We start from the raw sequence: 18575 nt of genomic DNA, 5'->3' as shown, positions 1-18575 counted from the left end.
GGCCAAATCACCTTGCTACAGGGGCGTGAATCACATCAATACACGCCCCCTCCAGCCGGCGAGTGGAGCCAAAAGAAGTCCGTGCACTGGAGCCAAAACAAGTGCTTACAGACAGTCACCTATCCGGAGACGGTGGCCGTTGCCGGGATGTTGGTAGACCAGACGATGAGGCGCCGTATCGCAACCCAGGTGCGCGGCCACCTCCCTTTCTGCCTGGGCGACCTCCCCGTGCTCATCAGTGAGCTGACGCGCTGTCTGCGGCGGCCTTGGCTCACTGATCGCCTGGCAACGTGCATGGACGGACCGCTGTTCGCCTGGGCACACAAGTGCAGCAAAGCGGCGGAAGCGCCTGATGGCGACGGGCAGCGGTTGCTGTGGAAGGTCCATCCCGCGCACCGGCCTCGTCCCTTGGCTGACGAACTCGCCCAGCACCTGCAGGAGGTGGCCGGCGGTGAAGCCGCAGAGGCTCCGGCCCTCAAACGGCGGCGCGGGCACAGCCGCCAGGCCGACGAGGCCTTCGAAGCGGGCCTGACTCGTGCCCGGGCCTACGCGGCTGCGCGGGGGCATCCGGCCACACGGGCGGACACGCTCCAGGACGGCTTTCCTCTGGGGGCGTGGATGAGCAACCAGCGCATGCTCCGTCTGGGGATGCCTGCCTGGCGCGGCGCCGCGCTGCGTGCACTGGACCCGTACTGGGACACGCCGTGGCCGACCCTGTGGCAGCGCACCTACCACCAGGCCAGGTGCCACGTCGCGGAACAGGGCCCGATGGATGCGAGGGGAGGATTTCCCGGTACCGGCCTCAGCCTGGGCGAGTGGCTGTACCTGCAGTGCACCCGGTATCCGGATCTGCATCCTGAGCAGCAACGGCTTCTTGCACGGCTGGGCATCGATGCCGCGGCGGCTCGGGATGCCCGGCCCCGGCGTCGCAGTCAGCGTTTCGGGGAGCAGGAGGCGCTCGCCCATGCCCGGGCCTGGGCTCTGGAGCACGGAAGCCTGGCGGCAATCAGGATCAGCACCGTGCATGAGGACTACCCATTGGGCAGGTGGCTTTCCGACAGGCGCGGTCAGATGGGGCGCGGAGTGCTGTCGCCAAACCGTGCCGAGGCTTTGACACGGATCGACCCGTGGTGGCGGCCGCCCTGGCACTTGTGCTGGCAACGTTCCTACGAGCACGCGTGCCAGCAGCTCCAGCAAGTGGGAGGCGGGGAGTTGGTGGCGGGCTTTCTACTGATGGACAGGCCGGCGCAGGAGTGGCTGCGCATCCAGCAGCGCCGCTACCACCTCCTCCTGCCGGACCAGCACGATCTCCTCAACAGGCTCGGTCTGAAGCCTGAGACGGCCATCGCCGAGGCACCGGCCGCTCCCGTGCGAAGAGCGGTAGGAGGCCTTCCCGCGGTCGCGCAGCACAGGCCGCTGGGAGTTCCCCGGCTCGGACAGCGCCCCGACCACCGAGCCGGGTTCGAAAGGGCGCTGGTTCACGCCCGGGCCTGGGCCGACGTTCACGGGCACCTGGCCGTTCCACGGGATACACGGCAGAGCGGATTCGCGCTCGGAATGTGGCTGTTCAGCCAGCGCAACCGCGCCAAGCAGCGCGCCCGGAAAGGCCAGCCCGCCTCACCGCACCTCGGACAACTGGCCGCGATCGATCCATGGTGGAACCCGCCGTGGGACCTGCACTGGCAGCGCAACTACTACCGTGCCCGCAACTGCATGCGTGCCGGCCGTGGAGCCGACACGATGGGCGGTCTTCCCGTCGGGAAGGACGCCCTGGGTATCCGGGCCAAGCGACAGTGCACCCTCTACGACAGCCTCCACCCCGACCAGCAGCACCTGCTCGCCGCTATCGGCATCACCGCTCGAAGCGGTACGGGCTCGGGTCGGCCCGCGTGACTCCCGCCGACTGACCACGACGCCGTGCTTCGATACCGACGTCGCGCATGCCCGCTCGTACAGTGCCCGGTACGGACACCTCGCTGCCCGCTCGAGGGAGGAACACGAAGGGTTCCCGATCGGGTACTGGCTGGCCGAACACCGCCAGCGCGCCCGCAAAAAGAGCGGGACATCGCCTCAAGCCCGAGTCCTGGCCAGCATGGACCCCTGGTGGAACCCACCCTGGCCGATGCGGTGGCAGTACGCCTACCACCACGCCCGCACCCACCCCGATACCTCACGCGCTACACAATGGATCACCGCCCAGCGCCAGGCATGGCCGCTCCTACACCCTGACCAGCAGCAGCTCCTGGCCAACCTCGGCGTCAGCATGGGCAGGTAACTCTAGTCTCAGTGGCCTAGCTGCCGAAGGCCGCATTGAGGGCCTGTACCTGAGAGTTCGTCTCCGGCGAAGTAAGATTCACCAGTGGGGCCTGCGGGCTGGTCTTTGAGCATCCCGCAGGCCTTACACCTGGCGCACGGCTCTGCGGATCCGCAGATCGACGGTCCGGTCGTCCGCGAAGTGGCTGAAGTGCTCCGCCGAGTCCGGGTGGTCCCCCAGGACCGCCGCGGCAACGGCCGCGGCGTCGTCCTTGAGCGACCTAAGCCAGGGGCTGATTATGTCCCGCGCGTCCCATCGGTCCCAGGCACCGTCCCACGTGCACATGGCTTGCATGGCTTCTTCCAACAGGTCCCACTGCCGCTCGGCGGCCGCGTGCGCGGCGATGCCCTGGAGCCAGACCGTCACCTGAGAGTGAGAGGCTTCCGCGTACTCGGCCCGTCGAGTGTCGGCCCCGCCAACGTGCTCGGTCAGGGACTGCAGGACGGTCTGTGCCTGGAGAACGCTGTGACCGAGTGCTGGGGCGGCCAAGTGAGCTGCGAGAAGGGGAAGCTGGACGGCATACAGCTCGAAATCGTCCGTGTGGTCGGTGAGCAGAGCAAGGAAGGCGTCAGCGGCGGCGTTGTCGCCGCTGTTGGCCTGCTCAAGCAGTTCCGCGGCCCTCTCCAAGGGGTCTGCCGGGATCTCAGCGTGTTCCCGTTCCATGTGGACGTTCGCGTAATTGGTTCTGGCCGCGATTCCGTGAATTCGGGGTCATGATCGAAGCATGAGCCGCAGCGCGATAGGTGTCACAAAGGCAGGTTTGTTGTCACCGAGGTCGGCGGCTATGTCCTTTACCGAGAGTCTTGTCCGCCGAACCCGGAGTCGTGTCCCTCGACGGGCCGATGTGGTCGACGCTCCGGAAGCCGTGTGATCGCGGCGCTCACTGCCAACCCGAGCGTGACACCGACAGCGGCGGCGACGCTCTGCGCCCAGGCATTGTCGAGCGAGTCGGGCAGGACGGCGCTGGTGAGCCGGGTGGCGCCCCACAGGACTGTTACCGCGGCCAGTGCGGCCGGCCAGCGGTGCGGTACCCCGTCGCTGATGTCGTCGACGATATGGAAGAGGAGCAGCATCGCCATGAGGAAGCTGCCGTCGAAATCATCCCAGCCGAGCGCGGTGAACCCGGCCCCGAAGGCAAGCGCGAACAGCCAGAGCCCCACCAGTCGCCGGACGGACGTGGGCGGCTGTCGCCTCGCACCATGCCAAGGCCAAAAGAACCGTGTGATGTGCTGGACGATCGCGTACTTCTGCATGACTCGCGTCCTGATCCCCCGGGGTAGCCGACTCCTGCCGGCGCTCAGTGGTAGGACGCACAGGAGCAGGACACGGTTGTGGTGAAGTGTCGCCGCATGGAACCGCCTCGGGGAGCCAGAGGCTGTCGATCTTCGCCCCTGGTGACAGAAGGGCTGCCCAGTGAGCATGTGTGACAAGCCGCGTGCTTCGCTGGTGACAACCAGGCCGCTTCGACGGTCCTGTGCGCACCGGTTCTTCTGGCTCCCCTGGTGACAACTTCCGTGCTTCGGCTCAAAGCAGCATGCGGGTGCGCAGGAGGCGGAACGAAGCTCGGCCGCACATGGCCCGCTTGATCGTCTTGATGCGATTGACGTGGCCTTCGACGATGCCCGAGCTCCACGGGAGGGTAGGGCCGGCGGTGACGGCATCGAGGTCGAGGCACAGGCCCTGCGCGAACGACAGGACGGGGCCCGGCGCGTCGTGTTCGGCCTGGCGTACCCACTCCAGTAACTGGTGGCCGCGCCGCTGTTGGAGCAGGTCGTGGAAGGCGCGGGCGAGGTCACAAGCCCGGGTGATGTCGGGGCATGCCAGCCGTACTTTCAGGAGTTGCTCCTCCTCACGGGGCTTCAGAGCGCCGCGAGGCAGCATGATCCACGTGGTGATCTTCCGTGGGCTGGGGACGGCTCCGCGAGCGGGTTCGACGGTCCCGGTCCTGAGGCCGGCCACGTAGCGGCGTACTGGCAGATCGCTGCCCTGGTAGCCGCGTTGGCGGATCTCCCGGAAGAGGTCGGTCGGGCTGGTCACGCCGTCGGTGAACCGTTCGGTCAGGTAGGCGGTGTACGGCTCCAGCACGCCTTTGGGGCGCCCGTGCCGGGCGGACGCCAGCAGCTCGTCGAGGTCGGTGTCGCGGAAGCGGCGGACGGTCTTGCGGTCCAGGTGCAGGCGGCGGGAGATCTCGGAGACGGAGCATCCTTGCCCGAGCAGACGGTGGATGTCGGAGTATCGGTCGACGGTGCGGACAGCGATCTTCGTGGGTGGCAGAGTCGGCGGAGGCAGAGGGGTGACGATCCGCCGGGGCTCTGTATTGCGGTCGGCTTCGGCCTGTTTGCGCAGGCAGGAGCGGTGCTGGTGACACGTCTCCTCGACCGCGGAGGAGAGGTTGTTGAGCAAGTGCCAGCGGTCGGCGATCTCCTGGGCGTTTGGCGCTGCCTGGCGCACGGCGCTGGAGTAGGCGCTGGCCCGGTCCCTGCAGATGATCTCCGCGCCGGGGTGTTCGCGCAGCCAGGTGGCGAAGGTCGCGGCGTCCCGGTCGGGCAGGACGTCCACCACCCGGGCCGCCTCAATATCGCTTGCATCCATCGCCGCAGGCCGACGCTGTGGCGACGGTACCGCTCGCTCAGATCCGGGACCTGCTCGACGAACGTCCGCCGCTGGCACGAGGCCCGCTCGCAGAAGAACCGGCGCACGCCGAGCCAGATCGCCAACGTCCGCCCCACCACAGGTCGTTCGGCTACCCGGCGCACGTACCGAGAGTGCACGCGACGTCCCTGCCAGCCGCAGTCCGGACAGACTGGTGGCCGCCCGCACGACGACGCCTCGACAGCGACTCTCTCCGCACTGACGTGCACCGCGGTGACACGCACATCGATCCCGGGAAACAGCACATCCTCGATCGCCACGGCCCCCATACCTGGGCAATCCCCACGAGAAACGTTCCCACAGTCGCACGACGGCCAAGGGATTCACGGAATCGCGGCCAGAACCAAAAACTTGATCGTCGACACAAAGACGAAGGCGCAGTCCCGCAAGGGCTATTACCGGGCAGCGCACTACGTGAAGCCATCCTCGACATCCAGCCGATGGAAGAAGCCGTCCCTGGGGCTCATCCTCGTCGCCGCTGTGCTGCTCATCGCCGCATGGAACACCCTGTTCTCAGACGGCTCCGACAGCTCGGACAAGACGCCTCACCCCCAGCCGTCCGGTGTCTCGGCCCCTGCGGTCCCCGGTCAGTGATCCCGCCTGCGGCGCAAGGCCGACAAAGGGCGCTGCCACGCTCTGGCCTTCTCAGGCCCGCCGTCATCGGTGACGTCCGGGATCACCGTCTCGGCCGGCAGGTTCTGCGCGCGCAGCTGCTGCCAGGCGGTCTGCCACTGCGTGATCTGTTCATCGGGAACACCGCACGCTGAGAGGTAGAGGACCGTCGTACCCCAAGTCGTCGGAAGAGTGCTGCGGTTGAGCAGACCACCGACGGTGCCGGCCGCTATGCGTCCGGCCGAACGCTCCCTGACCGCCCGATGAGTCAGTCCACCGACCACCCGCACCTCCACGAGAGCGGTGAAGAACCCGGTCACGGTACGGATCGCGCGCGGATCCGGCCAGGGACGCTCCCCGCATCAGTACCCCCCGCCCCAGCAGCAACGGGCGCGGCAGGCAGATTCGCGTGGTTACGCCCGAGCGCGACCTGGGCACCGCTGTTGCGGTCCCGCGCCTGTGGAACAGGATGCCCGCGCGCCTCCATCGTCAGGCGCAGGTGCCGGTACAGAGCCCCGAGGTCAACCAGCGAGGGACCGCCGGGTATGCCCTGCCGCAGGGCCTCCAGCAGAGCCCCGGTGAAGGCCGTGTAGGTCTCCCCCACCGGCGCCAAGGCAGTACGGGTCTCGGCGGCGGCCGCCAACAGGAAACTGCCCTCCACCGCCGCCTGGCCGGCAAGCCCCGTCCCCACGCTCATCCTCCCCAAAGCCAGGCCGCTGTAACAGCAGTCCAAAATCACCACATGCCGCTCGGCTCGGGAGTCCAGCAGCAACACCTGTCGCACCCAGTCATAGGGCAGACCGGTCTCGATACGGCCGAACTCGGTATCCGGCAGAGCCAGAACGAGCTGATCCTGGGCATCGACCAGTCCGTGCCCGGCAAAGTAGACGATCAGTGTGTCGGTGGCCTCGGCGGCCGCCTGCCGCACCTCGCCCACCACCACCTGCGCAGCAACTGGATTCTCCACGACCGTCACATGCCGGGCAGGCAACTGCAACGACAACGGCCCGCAGGTCGTCGTTGACCAGGCGGGGATGGACGGGCTGCTGGGCGAACCGCTGCTCGGACCGTCGCAGGAGCCGGTTGGCGGGGTCGGTGTCCCAGCGGCGGAAGGCAGCGGCCAACTGGACTGCGTGGGCAGGGTCGCCCAGGACGTCGAGGGGGTCGGTGAAGGTCTCCAGCCATCGGTTGAAGCGGGCGAAGCACCGCATCCGCTCCTGGCTCACCGTCGACCAGCGCAGAGTTCCGGCCTCCAAGTGCGTGCCCAGGGACCACTTCACTGCCTCCCGCAGCCACGGCTGAGTGATCTTTGAAGGGGAACAGCCGTAGTGGGCCTGGGGTTCGTGCTCGGCCAGCGGAATCCGTGGATCGCAGCGCGGATGCCATTCGTCCAGGGACCACCAGGGCCCGTCGGTGTAGCGGGCCAGGAGGGCCAGGCGGGCGAAGCGGAAGATCACCCTCAGTCGGGCGACACTGCCGCGAGGAATGAGCCGGCCCCAGCGGGTGGCATAGAACCACCGCTGCAGGGCGGCCACCGTTTCCCAGTCCACGGCCCGGATCGACGCGGGGAAGGGATGGTTGTCGCGGATCGCGCGGCGCAGGATGTTCGCGAACTGGTTGGTTCCCAGCACCGAGGAGCGGGTCCCGTCCATCGCCTGCCAGTGCGCCATCCAGGCCAGTTCGGCGGCGATCAGGTCGGGCAGACCGGTCAGGTCGATGCTCCGGTCGCCGTTCTCAGTGATCTTCTCCCAGTCGTCGATGCCGTCCCTGATCACCGGCCCTTTCCAGGGCTCGGGCAACTCGGTCCACAGCCTCCAGATCGGATCCTCGTCCCTCCTGGACCGGCTCATCAACACCAGCCACCAGGTGATCATGAACGGGCCCAGCTACCGACCGATCAAGCGGCCCAGGAACACGGCCGACAAGGCCCACTAGGGTCCGCCGTCCCGGCTTCCCATGCCGACGTCTCAGGGGCACGAGTTGGCTTGTCAGAGGCATCGGCTAACTTGCGGGCCATGGGAAATTCAGGCGGATCATTGACGACCCGGTCCACGGGGGAACAGCACCAGCTCATGCGGAAAGCCGGGTTCACGGGCATCGACGACACGCAGGCGTTGGCGGAGGGCTGGCAGGTCACGGACTTCGCCGACGCCGGACGGCGCAGCCTTGCGAACCTCGTCCAGCAAACGGGGACACCGGCCATCATGGTGTCCTTCCTCGACAGCGATGTGGGCTTCATCGAGGCCCTCACGCCGGACGGCAACAGCTGGGAGGGCCTGCTCAACCGCGAGATGGCGAAGAGCTACGAGATACCTCTGGAGCACTTCCCCATCGAACCCGCCGTGGCCGGCGCACTCGCCTGGTCGGCCGCCGCGGGACTGACGCCCGGCGAGGAAGCCATCCGGCAGACACTCACCGGGTCGGCCCTGTTCGCGGAAGAACTCTCCTCAGCCCTCCTGGTCGCCCTGGGACTGCCCGGCGCAACCTAGCCTCACAAGCCAGGACCTGGGGAATTACGTGAACTTACCCCTGGGGAATAACGCGATCGTCCACACCGCCAGCTGTACAGCAGATTCCCAGTTGCATTCCCCCCGCTCTAGGTGACGGGAAGGGGGCGGCGGTACGTGCGCTCGCGCCATTGCTTCGCCTGCGGATCCCAGGTAAAGGCGACATGGTGGCCGTTCTCACGTACCGTCGCCGCGATCCAGTAGCCGTCGTGGTCCCAGCGGATCGTCGCCGCCGTGCCGGGGCGCCGATCGGACTCGCCGAGCGGTGCGTCCGCGGCGCACAGCTCAGGAAGCTGAGCGAGGGCCTCCGGTTCGACGGTCACCTTCATCTCGACCAGCCACCCGTCCTCGGTCCGCAGGTGGATGAGATCCACGACGTCGGACGGCTCGTCGAGACTCGCTCGCGCCTGCCGACGGATGAACCGGTGCATGATGTCGCGCGTCCCGGAACCCATCCCCTTGGCCAGAGCGTTCCCGAAGTAGGTGGAGATCGCCTGCAGGAACGGCGTTGCCGTCATCGTGGCCACGACGAGCAGGACGTCCGACAACTCGGCGGGTGATGCGCCGTAATCGCCGGGGCGGTCCTCCGGATGTTCTGGTGGCTCGTAGGTGAGTTCGCTGCTCATGATCCCCTGCTCGATCGCCGGCACGTGTCCCTCGTCGAGCACCCAGGGTATTCAGGGCCGTCCCGGCTGCTTCGCCCGACGGACCGAAATCCGGTTGAACCCTGCCCGTCCCGGCGGCTATTTTCGGAGCTCATCGGCGTGTAGCTCAGCAGGAGAGCACCGGGCTCTGGACCCGGAGGGCGCAGGGGCGGAACCTGCCACGTCGGCTTATGAACGACAACGCTGAGCAGCAGCCTCTGACCGCGACGCCCTCGTATGCCGCCGGCCGGCTGGTCAAGGCATTCATGACCGCGCTGACCCATGAGGACCCCGACACCCGGCGTCGCGCCGAGGTGCGCGGGCAGCGCTGGCGGGAGGTCCTCGCAGGGATGGCCGCGGGCCGGCTCACGATCGGTTCGCGGACCCCGGTCGCGGGGCTCCCGGCCTGGGTCACCCCGGAGGTGCTGCGCGGCGGCTTCGCGACCGGGACCGCGAGCGCGGCCGGCCCGCTCCAGCCGTACGAGACGGAGACGGCCCGGAGTTTCGGGGTGCCCGCAGAGCGCCGTGCGATCTTCGCCCACTGCCTCACTGAGCCCGGACTCACGTGGTTGTGGGCGCTGTTGGACAGCGGCCGCTACCGGATCGACGTGCCCGAGGAGGCCGCACTGCTCACCATGGCCTGGCTGGTGCGGCACGGGGAGACGGACGCGGCGCTGGACCTCCTGGCGGAACTGGAACCGTTCGCCGACCGGCTGCGCTTCCTGCCCCGTCCGACGGACCGCCCCGCGCTGGACACCGGCACGGCCGCCCACCGGCGCACGGTCCTGGACGCGGTCGTCACCCTGGAGCGACGACGACCGAACACGGCCGTCGAGACCCAACGCGAAGCACTGACCGTCTGGCAGCCGTTCGGAGACGACCTCCTCGCACACTGGTTGCGGACGGCTGAGGAAGGCCGGGTCCTGGCACACGCCTTGGACCCCGATTGGCTGGCGCAGGCCGAGGTCCTGCTCGGCCGCTACCGGCTGCTCGCCGCGGAACACACGCTCTGCACGAAGCACCGCAACCCCAAGGAGAACCTGGGCATTTTGCGAGGTGCGCTGGAGGAGGTCGTCGCCGGACGGCCGCTGGACACGCGTCGGCTCGGCCTGTTGCGGCACGCGGCGCAGTCCATGGTGCGACAGCGCGGCCTGCCCGGCTCGCCCGGCCATACGGCCCTCCGCCGCAGCCAGGCCGCGCAGGCGGAGCTGCCCTCCCACCACGCCCTGGCCCAGCTCGTGCTGCGCCGACTCGCCGGGCTTCCCCAGCAGGCGGGCATCGCGGATGTGGATCCGCTGCTTCGCCCGGTGAGCGAGGAGGAGAGCCGGGCGGCAGGGCTGCCCGTCGGGGCCGTCCCGCCGCCCGCCATCGGTCAAGTGGTCGTGTCCGCACTGAGCGCTCCGCTCGGTACCCTCGTGGAACGGGGTGTCGTCCCCTCCGCCGAGGTTCTGGCCGAGCTGGTACCGCAGTTGATCGCCGCTGCCACCGCACGGGCGTACGGCGACGAAACGCTGCGGGCGTTGATGGCCGCCCACTACCGGGCGTTCCGCAACCGCCGCTCCCTGCTGTTGCTCAACCTGGAGCGGCAGGTGCGTATCGAGGAACTGCCTTGGGTGCGGGCGGCGTCCGGCCGGCGGTCCGCGGTAACGGGCACGCCAGACGGCGAAGACGCACTGACCGTGCTGCGACAGCTGGGCGAACTGGCCGTGCAGGCGTTTCCGGGCACCATCCTGCCCAACCCGCTGGTCCGCGAGCTCAGCGTGCTGGAACGGCAGGGCGCCCTGGGCGTTCCGTTCGTGGAGGAGCTGGCCGCCGACATCTTCATGGGAGAGTTCAGCCGGAAGTTCCTGACGGCGGCGCAGATCGCCGGTGACCTGCTGGGCGGCACGCTGTACGAGCGGTACTACGGCATCGACTACGCGGAGATCCGCGATCTGGCGATCGCCGAAACCGGCACGACCCCGGCCCGTTCACGTCGCGCCCCGACCTCTCCTGGGTTCGCGCGGCTGGCCACCGGGCGAGCCGGGACGACGCCGGGCTTCTGGTCGGTCGCCGCGAACGGCACGGTGATCGAGCAGGCGCAGATCCTCACCACGCACAACCTGGCCACGCTGGTCCACCGGGTGGGCATCGCTCCACGGCCCGGCTGGGCCGACCTGGCGCGCCGCTCATTGGTCACCGTGTGCCGGCTGACCGCTCGTGTCCACCACAACCCGCGCCCCTTGAGCACCATCAAGGATGCCGCGTACGCGTGGCGCCAGATGGTGTTCTTCCTGTCCTTGTGCCCGCCCGAGGAGCAGCGACGGTTCGTCGTGGGCCTGGGCACTGAGACGGCCCGGCATCCCAGCCACGTCGAGCCCCGTCTGGCCCCGGCCCTCGCGGGCCTGGCCCTGGTCGCCGAGGGCGGCACCTTCGGCGGTGACGGAACAGCGGACGCCTGTCGCAGCAGGCGTTTCCTGGGATGGAGCACCGACGGTCACTGGATGCAGTGAGGGCTCGCGGGGGCCGCCTCCGCGCTGTCCGACCGAGGCGGCGGCCTTAAGAGCTGCCACCGACGGCGCGGGCCGAGTTCCCGGAAAACAGCCGCCCATGACCCACGCCAAAGGCAGGACAAGCTCAGCCGGTCTGCGCGTCCAGCAGGGCGCCCAGGTCCATGGTGTCCCCGGCGGACGGGGTTGTGACGGTGACCGGCTCATTGATCCGGAGGAAGGCGACGGTCATGTCGACGGGATCGCCGACGGTCGGCTCTTCGCCGCCGTTGACGGGCATCTTGTAGGTGGCGCCCCGCATGCGGAATTGCCTGGTGCGCCCGTCGTCGTCGATCCACAGGTCCATGATGAGGTTCTTGTCGAGTTCCAGCGCGATGAACTGGTCGAGACTGCTGGTCTGGCGTTCCCGGCTGGCCTTGTCGGTGGCAGCATCCTGGGCGGCCCGCAATCCGTCGAAGGTGACGGTTCCGCGGTAGTGCGTGGTGCGGGCGCCGAGAATCGTCTCGGCCCCGATCTTCTTCGCGTTCTTGGCGCCGGTCAGCAGCGTGGACTGGACGATCGGGCTGCCTTCGACCTGGTGGGGCAGTATGCCGTAGGACCGGTTGTCCACGGAGATGAGACCCCAGGCCGCCGGCTCGATCCGGAGCCAGCTCTTGCCGTTCAACTTGTCGGGGTCCAGCTTCGCCGATCTCCTCAACTTCCGGATGTCGAGCGCGCCACCACCGACGTACATCGCCTTACCAACGAACCGGATGTTCAGCGGGCCCTTCGCGCGCTGGTCCGGCATGGTCAGTTCCATGGTCATGGACAGCGGCGCCGTGCTCATGGCCGCGTCGACGGTCAACCGGCCCCGATCCGGCACGGATCCGGTGATCCGGTAACGGAGGGACGTGATGTCGGCGGAGTCCTCCGCGGCCTTCGCCACGGCCTCGGCGGGCGTCAGGACCGGCGCCGACGTCTGCGCAGACTCGCCGGAACTACTCTCGCCACCCGTCCCACAGGCCCCGGCTCCTCCGCCGAGCAGCACGCACCCGAGGGCTGCACTCGCCACTCTCCGCGACACGGACCGACGTACGGATATCCCCATGATTTCCCCCGGAAGAAGGTCGGAACAGGAAGCCTGGAACGAGAAGTTGATCAGGCAAGGGCGCGAGCGTATCCCGGAGAGGGAGGCACTGATCCGCCGGATCCCCGCACGTACGGCCGCTCGTCCCACGGGCTCAGGTCAGCGAACGGCCAGAGAGGCCGGAACAGCATGGTCGTGACGACGCTGCCCGGGACTCCGGCGGCCGTCAGCACAGCCCGTCGGCGGAGCTCTCGGCACGCCTCCAGCAGACTTGTCAGGTCGGCATCAGACACAGGCACTTACGAGGCGGCCGGTGCGTTGTGCTGGAACGGTGCGCTGGGCGCTCGCCGCGACATCGGCCGCCGGAGCCCGGACGGGCCTCGAACGCTGAGTTCGCCGTTGTCCGCCCGGCGCAGCATCTCGCCCGCGTTCTTCAGCGCCATCACGACCCGAGTGCGCAGGCGCGGGTGGAACGGCATGGCGAGCGGGACGAGAGCGGCGATGGCGGTCGGGTTGGGGATCGAGCTGTTACGCAGTTCGCGGACGACCTGGTCGAAGGCGTAGCCGAGCTTGTTCGGCAGCTGGACGTGGGAGCGCTGCAGAGAGGACAGCAGCAGCGCCAGCATGTCCTCGTACGCGGTGCGCAGGGCGCTGACGCTGTCGTAGGACACGATGTCGGCGGCGAACAGCCCGCGGCCGCGCTCACGACGCTCGATGATGGCCTTGAGCATCTTCATGTCGATGTCGCCGGCGTACCGCAGGGGCTGTTCCACCCGGGCCAGCAGCTTGCCGCCCTCCACACCCTCCCTCCACGAGAAGCGACTCAGGAGGTGGAACCACGCCTCCTGGCTACGCAACGAGTGGACACCACAGCCAATGAGGATCTGGTAGAGGATCTTGGCCCGCAGCGGGCGCGCGCCGCGCAGGACGGCCCCGTACATGACGTGCGAGTAGCCGGGCGTGTTGGGCCAGGGTGCGGTGACTGAGCCCGTTGAAGTCCAGCAGCGTCTTCAGGAGCTCCCGCAGTTCACCTTCGTCACCGGCCTGCGGCGGGGTGAGGTTGCCGGTGCGCTCCCACCGGCGCAGCGCCTCGCGGCGCCGGCACCGTGGTAGCGCAGCACGCCCTTCGCCTCCACCAGCGCCGCCAGCACCTTTACCTCGTGGCAGCCCCGTACAACTTCCCCCAGGACCTGACGACGCGCAGGACGAACTCTGTCAGGTCCGCGCCGATCTGCACGACCTCTTCCAGCGGGTACCGTGGTCGGCCGAACCGCTGGACGTCTGGGAGACGCACGAGAACGCCTGGCGGCAGGCGTCCCGTCCCGTCTCCCCCGGCTGGGACCCCCAGGACGCGGCGGAGATCGCCCGGCTACGGAAGCGGGAGCTCGAACTCGAACTCGAACTCGCCCAGTCGATCGTCACGCACGCGTACTGGAGCGAGTTCACCGCGGCCGACATCCTCGCGGCCCGTACCGCGCTCAAGCACCACCACAAGCCGGAGATGGCCGACGCCTCCAGCTAGTGCTCTGACCGCATGGGTCCGCCGGGGCGGGGGGGCGTAGCGGTTGGGTGGGTGGTGATGGCGTCGGCCGCTGCGCGAACCGGCGGTCGGTGACGATGAGAGCGGGCTATAGGTCCTGCACGGAGCACGCCCGGAAAATCGTTCGCAAGCCGAGGGGTTTCGAGCCGACACTATGAGGTCGATCACATCGGACAGAAGAGTGGCCAGCACTGACATACAACCGTGACACCCTGCCCTTCCCCGAAAACCGTGTGCCCCGCATTACTTACGAGGGCATTCGAAACTGGGATGAACTCGACCCGGCCCGACACCCGTTCGCCTGGGATGAGGACGAGGAAGCCCGCCTCCGCTCGCTGGTCCGCGAGTGGGTGCCGCCCGTGCTCTCCGGGATGGGCGGCTGGTGGCAGGGCGAACACTGGTGTGAAAGCCAGGTGGACGCGATCATCCGGGAGCGATACGGCACCTGGGCCTGGGGATGGAACTGGTGCTACCGCGACGGCGGGCCCATCGGTAACTGGGTCAGCGGGCCGAACTCGGTGACGACCCCTGACGAGACTGCGGCATGCGTCGTAGCCGCACTGCTGGAGTGGCGGGAATGGCTCGAGCGCACGGCCCAGCGCTTCGCCGAACTGGCGCCGCCGCCGGATGCTTCACCCGAGGATCGCAGCTGGCACCTGGAGCGGGCCTGCGTCCGACTCGTGACCCACACACTGGACTCGGGCGCGGAGGGCGGCTGGCACGGGCAGGCCTCGATGGTTCTGGGCTGGTTCCTCACCAGCACCGGCCTGGACCGAGCCGAAGCCGCGCGCGCGGTGGAGAGCGCGATCTGCGGCCGGTTCAAGAGCTGGGTCACCCCAGAACGGACGCTGATCGAATCCGTCGGCGATGACCTTGCTGTTGGCCTCACCGGTCGCGCCCCCTACCGGGACCACCGCGAGAGGGCCGCGCTGGAGGATCTCCATGACCGCTACTGACAGCCTTTCGGTCTGGCTGCGCGTGCGCCGTGAGGCCGACTGGCAACATGCGCCAGTCCTACAGCGGATTCCTCCTGCAAGCGACGGTTTCCGGACGTGGTGCGAAGGGCCGGTGCGTCGGCGCGACCCCGTGCGTGCCCAGCGTCTGCTCGCTGCCCACACCTTGGCCCGAGCCGATGCCGCACGCCGCACCCCGTTGAACTTCGCCCTGCTGGCCGACTGGCAGCGCGAGGTCCTCGGCGAAACAGAGGTGCCGTTCCGCGTGAACGACGCCTACGCGAAGGACGGCCGCGAGCGCTACGGACTGACCCCACGTACCCAGACCGACTTTGCTTCCTGCCTGCGCGAGTCGACCGACTCAGACATCCCGCTGGCCGCACGCGCGGCCCGCGCATACCTCGACGTAGCGTTCTTCCACCCCTTCACCGATGGCAACGCCCGCGCTGCCCTCCTGACCCTGGTCCACATCCTGGCCCGGGAGGACATCGTCCTTCCGGAGGTCGGCCCACTCCAGACCACCCGATACGCGGATGACCCGGCAGGCGCCGCCGACCTTGCCACTCTCATCGGCGCGCTCAACCGCCACCGACACTGAAGCCTTCGGGCAAGAGCGCCGACACCTCCAACTCGTGCTCTGACCGCTTCCTCGAGCCGGTCGGCAGAGAGAGCCGATACCCGTTCTGCCGCCGGTGCTCACGCAGTGGGCGACGGCTGGAGCGGGAGGAACGATCCAGAGATCGCCGCCACAGCACCGGACGTGGTCGGTTTCACCACCACGTTCGCGCAGAACGCGGCGGCCCTCGCCGCGGCCCGCATGGTCAAGGAGCTGGCGCCCGGCACCGTGACCGTCTTCGGCGGCGCGAACTGCGACGGCCCGCAGGGCGCCGCGCTGCACCGCAACTTCCCCCAGGTCGACTTCGTGGTGCGCGGCGAGGGCGAGATCGCGTTCCCCCGGCTGCTGGCCGCTCTCCGCGACGGCGACGGCGACGGGGACGACCTGGCCGCCATCCCCGGCCTGTGTCGCCGGGACGGGCACGGCCAGTCCGTGGCCCATCCCATGGACGCCGCCCCGCTGCCCCCGGGGGCCCTGGTCACCCCGGACTACGGCGACTACTTCGAGCGGCACGCCCGGTCCACGGCGGGCGGCTGGGTGGAGCCGCGGCTGGTGGTGGAGGCCTCCCGCGGCTGCTGGTGGGGCGAGAAGCACCACTGCACGTTCTGCGGCCTCAACGGCTCGTTCATGGAGTTCCGCAGCAAGGACCCGAGGCGGTTCGTGGACGAGATCCTCGGCCTGGTCGAGCGCCACCGCGTGCTGGACGTGTGGGTCACCGACAACATCCTCGACATGGCCTACCTCACCTCCATGGCCCCGCTCCTCGAGGAGAGCGGGTACGACCTGAGGCTGTGCTATGAGATCAAGTCGAACCTGCGGCGCGAGCAGCTGGCGACGCTGTACGCGGCCGGGATCAGCTATGTCCAGCCCGGCGTGGAGAGCCTCAGCAGCCGGGTGCTGAAGCTGATGGACAAGGGGGTGACCGGCTGTCAGAACGTACGGCTGCTGCGGGACGCCGAGACCGTTGGCATCAACGTCAGCTGGAACTACCTCTACGGCTTCCCCGGGGAGACCGAACACGACTACGACGAGATCATCGACCAGCTGCCCGCACTGCACCATCTCGCCCCGCCGGCGGGCGCCACCCGTCTGAAGGTCAAGCGGTTCAGTCCCTACTTCGACCGGCCGGAGCTGGGCTTCGGCGAACTGCGCCCCGCCTCGCACTACCACCACATCTACGACCTGCCCGAGGACGAACTCGCCGACCTGGTGTACATCTTCGACTCACCGCACCAGGGCATCGCCGACGGCTGCCGGGACCGGCTGCGCACGGCCGTCGCCGACTGGACTCAGGCGTACCCGCGAAGCCGCCTGACCCACTGCGACCTCGGCGGACACATCGTCCTGGTCGACACGCGGCCGGGATTCTCCTGGCGGCTCCTCGACCTCACCGACCCACTAGAAGTGACGGTGTTCCGGCTGCTCGACACGCCGCACAGCCCGGCGGCGCTGCTGCGCAAGGCCGCAGCCCGATGCGCGGAGCCGGGGCAGCAGGCTGGAGAGGTGACGCAGGAGCGCGTCACCGAGCTGCTGACGCGCTGGAGCGACCTCGGCCTGGTCTTCGCCGATGCCGGCCAGTACGTGCAGGTCGCGCCCGCCGTCGCCAACCAGGACCTGCTGCGGCTCGACGGCGCGGGACTGCACGGGGACACCAGGTCGCTCGTCCCCTCGCTGGCGGCCCCGGCACTGGGAGAGACACGATGACGCCGGAGCTGACGCTGTGGAAGGACCGCGATCCGGCGGCCAGGCGGCTGCCGGGCATCCATTGCGGGACCCTCGACGGTCCGCCGGACGACCCGGTGGACGCCGTCGGACAACTCGCCGCCAGGGGCGTCCAGTTCGTCCAGGTCCACGAGATCGTGGACCTCACCGATCCGGACGGTGCGTCCGCGGTCGCCGTCCTCCTGCTCGTCCGGGAACTCACCAGCCACGGCATCGCGGTGGACTGGACACTGCGCATGGCCGACCCCGCCCAGTGGCAGGCGCTGAGCCACCTCTACCCGCCCACAGCGCTCTTCCGCGGCTCCACCGCACAGGACAACGAAGAACACGTGGTCACCGCATGGCGCGGCTCGTTCCACATCGCGAAGTGCGGCTACCGCCGTGGCCCCGGTTTCCTGGAGATCCGCGACCACCGCTGGCGCTCGCTGCGCCGCCTGGTCGTACACTCCCCCAGGAGCAGGGCGTTCCAGGGACTGCTGGACGGCGTCCCGGTGGTCGCGTCGGCCTCCACGGAGCGAGTCCTGGAGCGTCACCTGCACGAGAACCTGGTCCACACCGTCGGGCGTTACCTGTGGTGGACGCCCTACCGACTACGTCGCTGGCCGCTCAGCACGACGATCCCGTAGAAACCGCTCGATCCACTGTTCCGTCAGCTCGTCGGCCTGCCGCCTGATCCCCGGCGTCGGCACCGACGCGGGCGCACCGACACCGAGGAAGTCCAGGCAGCCCAGCAGGCCCGCCTCGTAGTCGGCGACCAGGTCCTCGTAGACGACCGTATGCGGAACGACACCGTGTCGGCCGAAGTAGTCCTCCCAGACCGACTCGTCGCGGTCGAGCATCCGAAGATGCCGGTGGATCTCCTCATAGCCGTAGCGGGGAGCGGCACGCGCCCTCCCCTCCGGCAGAAGGGTCCCGTCCAGGATCCAGACACCGGTCTGCTCGGCCATCGTGTACGACACGGCCTGCCGCAACCGGTCCCTGCGCCGGATCCAGATGTACCGGGGTGCCTGGAGGACGTCGTACGGGTCGACCTCCAGGCCTGCGAGGTGCCCCGCGTGGATCCGCAGCCCGAACACGCCGTTGGGGCTGGTGCGGTACGTCATCAGTCGGCGCGCATAGCTCACTGCCAACTCCTGCGGATCGCCGGAATCGAATCCCCACCGCTCGAAGTAGTCCAGCACGAAGGCGTCGGCGAAGTAGTCCTCGGCGAAGCCGGCCAGCCCGGTGCGCCACAGGGCACGGGCGAGCATGTTGCTGCCGCAGCGGGGGGTCGACGCCAGCACGTAACGGACCGGCGGCAGACCGGGGAAGGGCGGGAAGTCGAACTCCGGACCGTTGGTCCGATAGCGCAGCACCATGCGAACACCCTCGCCCCGGCGCCGCTTGCTGTCACCGGGGACTCGGCCCTGGGTACGTGCACAACAGCGACGGCACTCCCTTATCAACCGCTTGGCCTTGTT

General features: G+C 68.8%; 20 protein-coding genes, 1 tRNA gene and 1 pseudogene. 13 read left to right on the top strand and 9 right to left on the bottom strand.

The annotated features are described in order from the left end of the window. Positions 1 to 294: 294 nt before the first annotated feature. Positions 295 to 1893: a helicase associated domain-containing protein gene (locus PV734_RS03925; RefSeq protein WP_319288774.1), complete on the top strand. Its 1599-nt coding sequence runs from the start codon at positions 295 to 297 to the stop codon at positions 1891 to 1893. Positions 1894 to 1903: 10 nt separating this feature from the next. Further along, positions 1904 to 2275, top strand: a complete 372-nt coding sequence (locus tag PV734_RS03920; protein WP_319097529.1) for a helicase associated domain-containing protein — start codon at positions 1904 to 1906, stop codon at positions 2273 to 2275. A gap of 123 nt (positions 2276 to 2398) precedes the next feature. Here PV734_RS03920 and PV734_RS03915 read toward each other — a convergent pair whose 3' ends face one another. The 3 genes from PV734_RS03915 to PV734_RS03905 form a co-directional block, all read right to left on the bottom strand. Next, positions 2399 to 2977 (bottom strand): hypothetical protein, encoded by a 579-nt coding sequence (locus tag PV734_RS03915; protein WP_319097430.1) that lies wholly within the window; start codon positions 2975 to 2977, stop codon positions 2399 to 2401. 128 nt (positions 2978 to 3105) lie between these two features. Further along, entirely contained in the window at positions 3106 to 3567 is a 462-nt protein-coding gene (locus tag PV734_RS03910; RefSeq protein WP_319097431.1) for a hypothetical protein, read from the bottom strand. Between the two features lie 271 nt (positions 3568 to 3838). Beyond that, positions 3839 to 4906 (bottom strand): ISL3 family transposase, encoded by a 1068-nt coding sequence (locus PV734_RS03905; protein WP_319097432.1) that lies wholly within the window; start codon positions 4904 to 4906, stop codon positions 3839 to 3841. Positions 4907 to 5317: 411 nt separating this feature from the next. Between PV734_RS03905 and PV734_RS03900 the strand changes: the two genes are divergently transcribed. Then, positions 5318 to 5560: a hypothetical protein gene (locus PV734_RS03900; RefSeq protein ID WP_319097433.1), complete on the top strand. Its 243-nt coding sequence runs from the start codon at positions 5318 to 5320 to the stop codon at positions 5558 to 5560. On the opposite strand, the gene PV734_RS03895 is transcribed toward PV734_RS03900, so the two are convergent. Both PV734_RS03895 and PV734_RS03890 read right to left on the bottom strand, forming a co-directional pair. After that, positions 5554 to 5898 carry a hypothetical protein gene (locus PV734_RS03895; RefSeq protein ID WP_319097434.1) on the bottom strand — a complete coding sequence of 115 codons (345 nt, stop codon included), beginning with the start codon at positions 5896 to 5898 and terminating at the stop codon, positions 5554 to 5556. The genes PV734_RS03900 and PV734_RS03895 overlap by 7 nt on opposite strands. Further along, entirely contained in the window at positions 5895 to 6545 is a 651-nt protein-coding gene (locus PV734_RS03890; RefSeq protein ID WP_319198887.1) for a caspase family protein, read from the bottom strand. The genes PV734_RS03895 and PV734_RS03890 overlap by 4 nt, the downstream gene beginning before the upstream one ends. A gap of 200 nt (positions 6546 to 6745) precedes the next feature. Between PV734_RS03890 and PV734_RS03885 the strand changes: the two genes are divergently transcribed. The 3 genes from PV734_RS03885 (at position 6746) to PV734_RS03875 (ending at position 8067) form a co-directional block, all read left to right on the top strand. Continuing rightward, complete coding sequence (locus PV734_RS03885; RefSeq protein WP_319288757.1) at positions 6746 to 6880, top strand: hypothetical protein; 135 nt, start codon at positions 6746 to 6748, stop codon at positions 6878 to 6880. 276 nt (positions 6881 to 7156) lie between these two features. Then, positions 7157 to 7513, top strand: a complete 357-nt coding sequence (locus tag PV734_RS03880; RefSeq protein ID WP_319288756.1) for a hypothetical protein — start codon at positions 7157 to 7159, stop codon at positions 7511 to 7513. Between the two features lie 80 nt (positions 7514 to 7593). Continuing rightward, on the top strand, positions 7594 to 8067 hold the full coding sequence (locus PV734_RS03875) for a hypothetical protein (protein ID WP_319098811.1): 474 nt from the start codon (positions 7594 to 7596) through the stop codon (positions 8065 to 8067). 107 nt (positions 8068 to 8174) lie between these two features. Here PV734_RS03875 and PV734_RS03870 read toward each other — a convergent pair whose 3' ends face one another. Then, positions 8175 to 8711 carry a hypothetical protein gene (locus PV734_RS03870; RefSeq protein ID WP_319098812.1) on the bottom strand — a complete coding sequence of 179 codons (537 nt, stop codon included), beginning with the start codon at positions 8709 to 8711 and terminating at the stop codon, positions 8175 to 8177. Between the two features lie 134 nt (positions 8712 to 8845). Here PV734_RS03870 and PV734_RS03865 point away from each other — a divergent pair. Both PV734_RS03865 and PV734_RS03860 read left to right on the top strand, forming a co-directional pair. Then, positions 8846 to 8917 (top strand) — tRNA-Gln (locus PV734_RS03865). 3 nt (positions 8918 to 8920) lie between these two features. Then, positions 8921 to 11221 carry a hypothetical protein gene (locus tag PV734_RS03860; protein ID WP_319288755.1) on the top strand — a complete coding sequence of 767 codons (2301 nt, stop codon included), beginning with the start codon at positions 8921 to 8923 and terminating at the stop codon, positions 11219 to 11221. A gap of 124 nt (positions 11222 to 11345) precedes the next feature. Here PV734_RS03860 and PV734_RS03855 read toward each other — a convergent pair whose 3' ends face one another. Together PV734_RS03855 and PV734_RS03850 are read right to left on the bottom strand one after the other, a co-directional pair. Beyond that, the gene (locus PV734_RS03855) at positions 11346 to 12143 is read right to left on the bottom strand and encodes a hypothetical protein (RefSeq protein ID WP_319288754.1); all 798 of its coding nucleotides are present in this window, start codon (positions 12141 to 12143) and stop codon (positions 11346 to 11348) included. A gap of 440 nt (positions 12144 to 12583) precedes the next feature. Beyond that, positions 12584 to 13225, bottom strand: coding sequence for a hypothetical protein (locus PV734_RS03850; protein ID WP_319288753.1), 642 nt, complete (start codon positions 13223 to 13225; stop codon positions 12584 to 12586). Between the two features lie 125 nt (positions 13226 to 13350). On the opposite strand from PV734_RS03850, the gene PV734_RS03845 reads away from it, so the two are divergent. The 5 genes and pseudogenes from PV734_RS03845 to PV734_RS03825 all read left to right on the top strand — a co-directional run bounded on the left by PV734_RS03845 (position 13351) and on the right by PV734_RS03825 (position 17741). After that, complete coding sequence (locus PV734_RS03845) at positions 13351 to 13806, top strand: hypothetical protein (protein WP_319288752.1); 456 nt, start codon at positions 13351 to 13353, stop codon at positions 13804 to 13806. 251 nt (positions 13807 to 14057) lie between these two features. After that, on the top strand, positions 14058 to 14780 hold the full coding sequence (locus tag PV734_RS03840; protein ID WP_319098817.1) for a hypothetical protein: 723 nt from the start codon (positions 14058 to 14060) through the stop codon (positions 14778 to 14780). After that, on the top strand, positions 14767 to 15375 hold the full coding sequence (locus PV734_RS03835) for a Fic family protein (protein WP_319288751.1): 609 nt from the start codon (positions 14767 to 14769) through the stop codon (positions 15373 to 15375). The genes PV734_RS03840 and PV734_RS03835 overlap by 14 nt, the downstream gene beginning before the upstream one ends. 141 nt (positions 15376 to 15516) lie before the next feature. Further along, positions 15517 to 17097: pseudogene (locus PV734_RS03830) on the top strand (RiPP maturation radical SAM C-methyltransferase); the annotation flags it as partial. Next, positions 17094 to 17741, top strand: coding sequence for a DUF5825 family protein (locus tag PV734_RS03825; protein ID WP_319288750.1), 648 nt, complete (start codon positions 17094 to 17096; stop codon positions 17739 to 17741). The pseudogene PV734_RS03830 and the gene PV734_RS03825, both read left to right, overlap by 4 nt. Here the strand turns inward: PV734_RS03825 and PV734_RS03820 are convergent. After that, the gene (locus PV734_RS03820; protein ID WP_319098819.1) at positions 17706 to 18473 is read right to left on the bottom strand and encodes a Stf0 family sulfotransferase; all 768 of its coding nucleotides are present in this window, start codon (positions 18471 to 18473) and stop codon (positions 17706 to 17708) included. The two genes, PV734_RS03825 and PV734_RS03820, sit on opposite strands and share 36 nt — an antisense overlap. Positions 18474 to 18575: the final 102 nt, after the last annotated feature.

It is taken from the genome of Streptomyces sp. AK08-02, from assembly GCF_033795085.1.
Lineage (GTDB): Bacteria > Actinomycetota > Actinomycetes > Streptomycetales > Streptomycetaceae > Streptomyces > Streptomyces echiniscabiei.
Note: the sequence above shows the minus strand (reverse complement) of the source record. Positions and strands in the feature narration are given on the sequence as shown.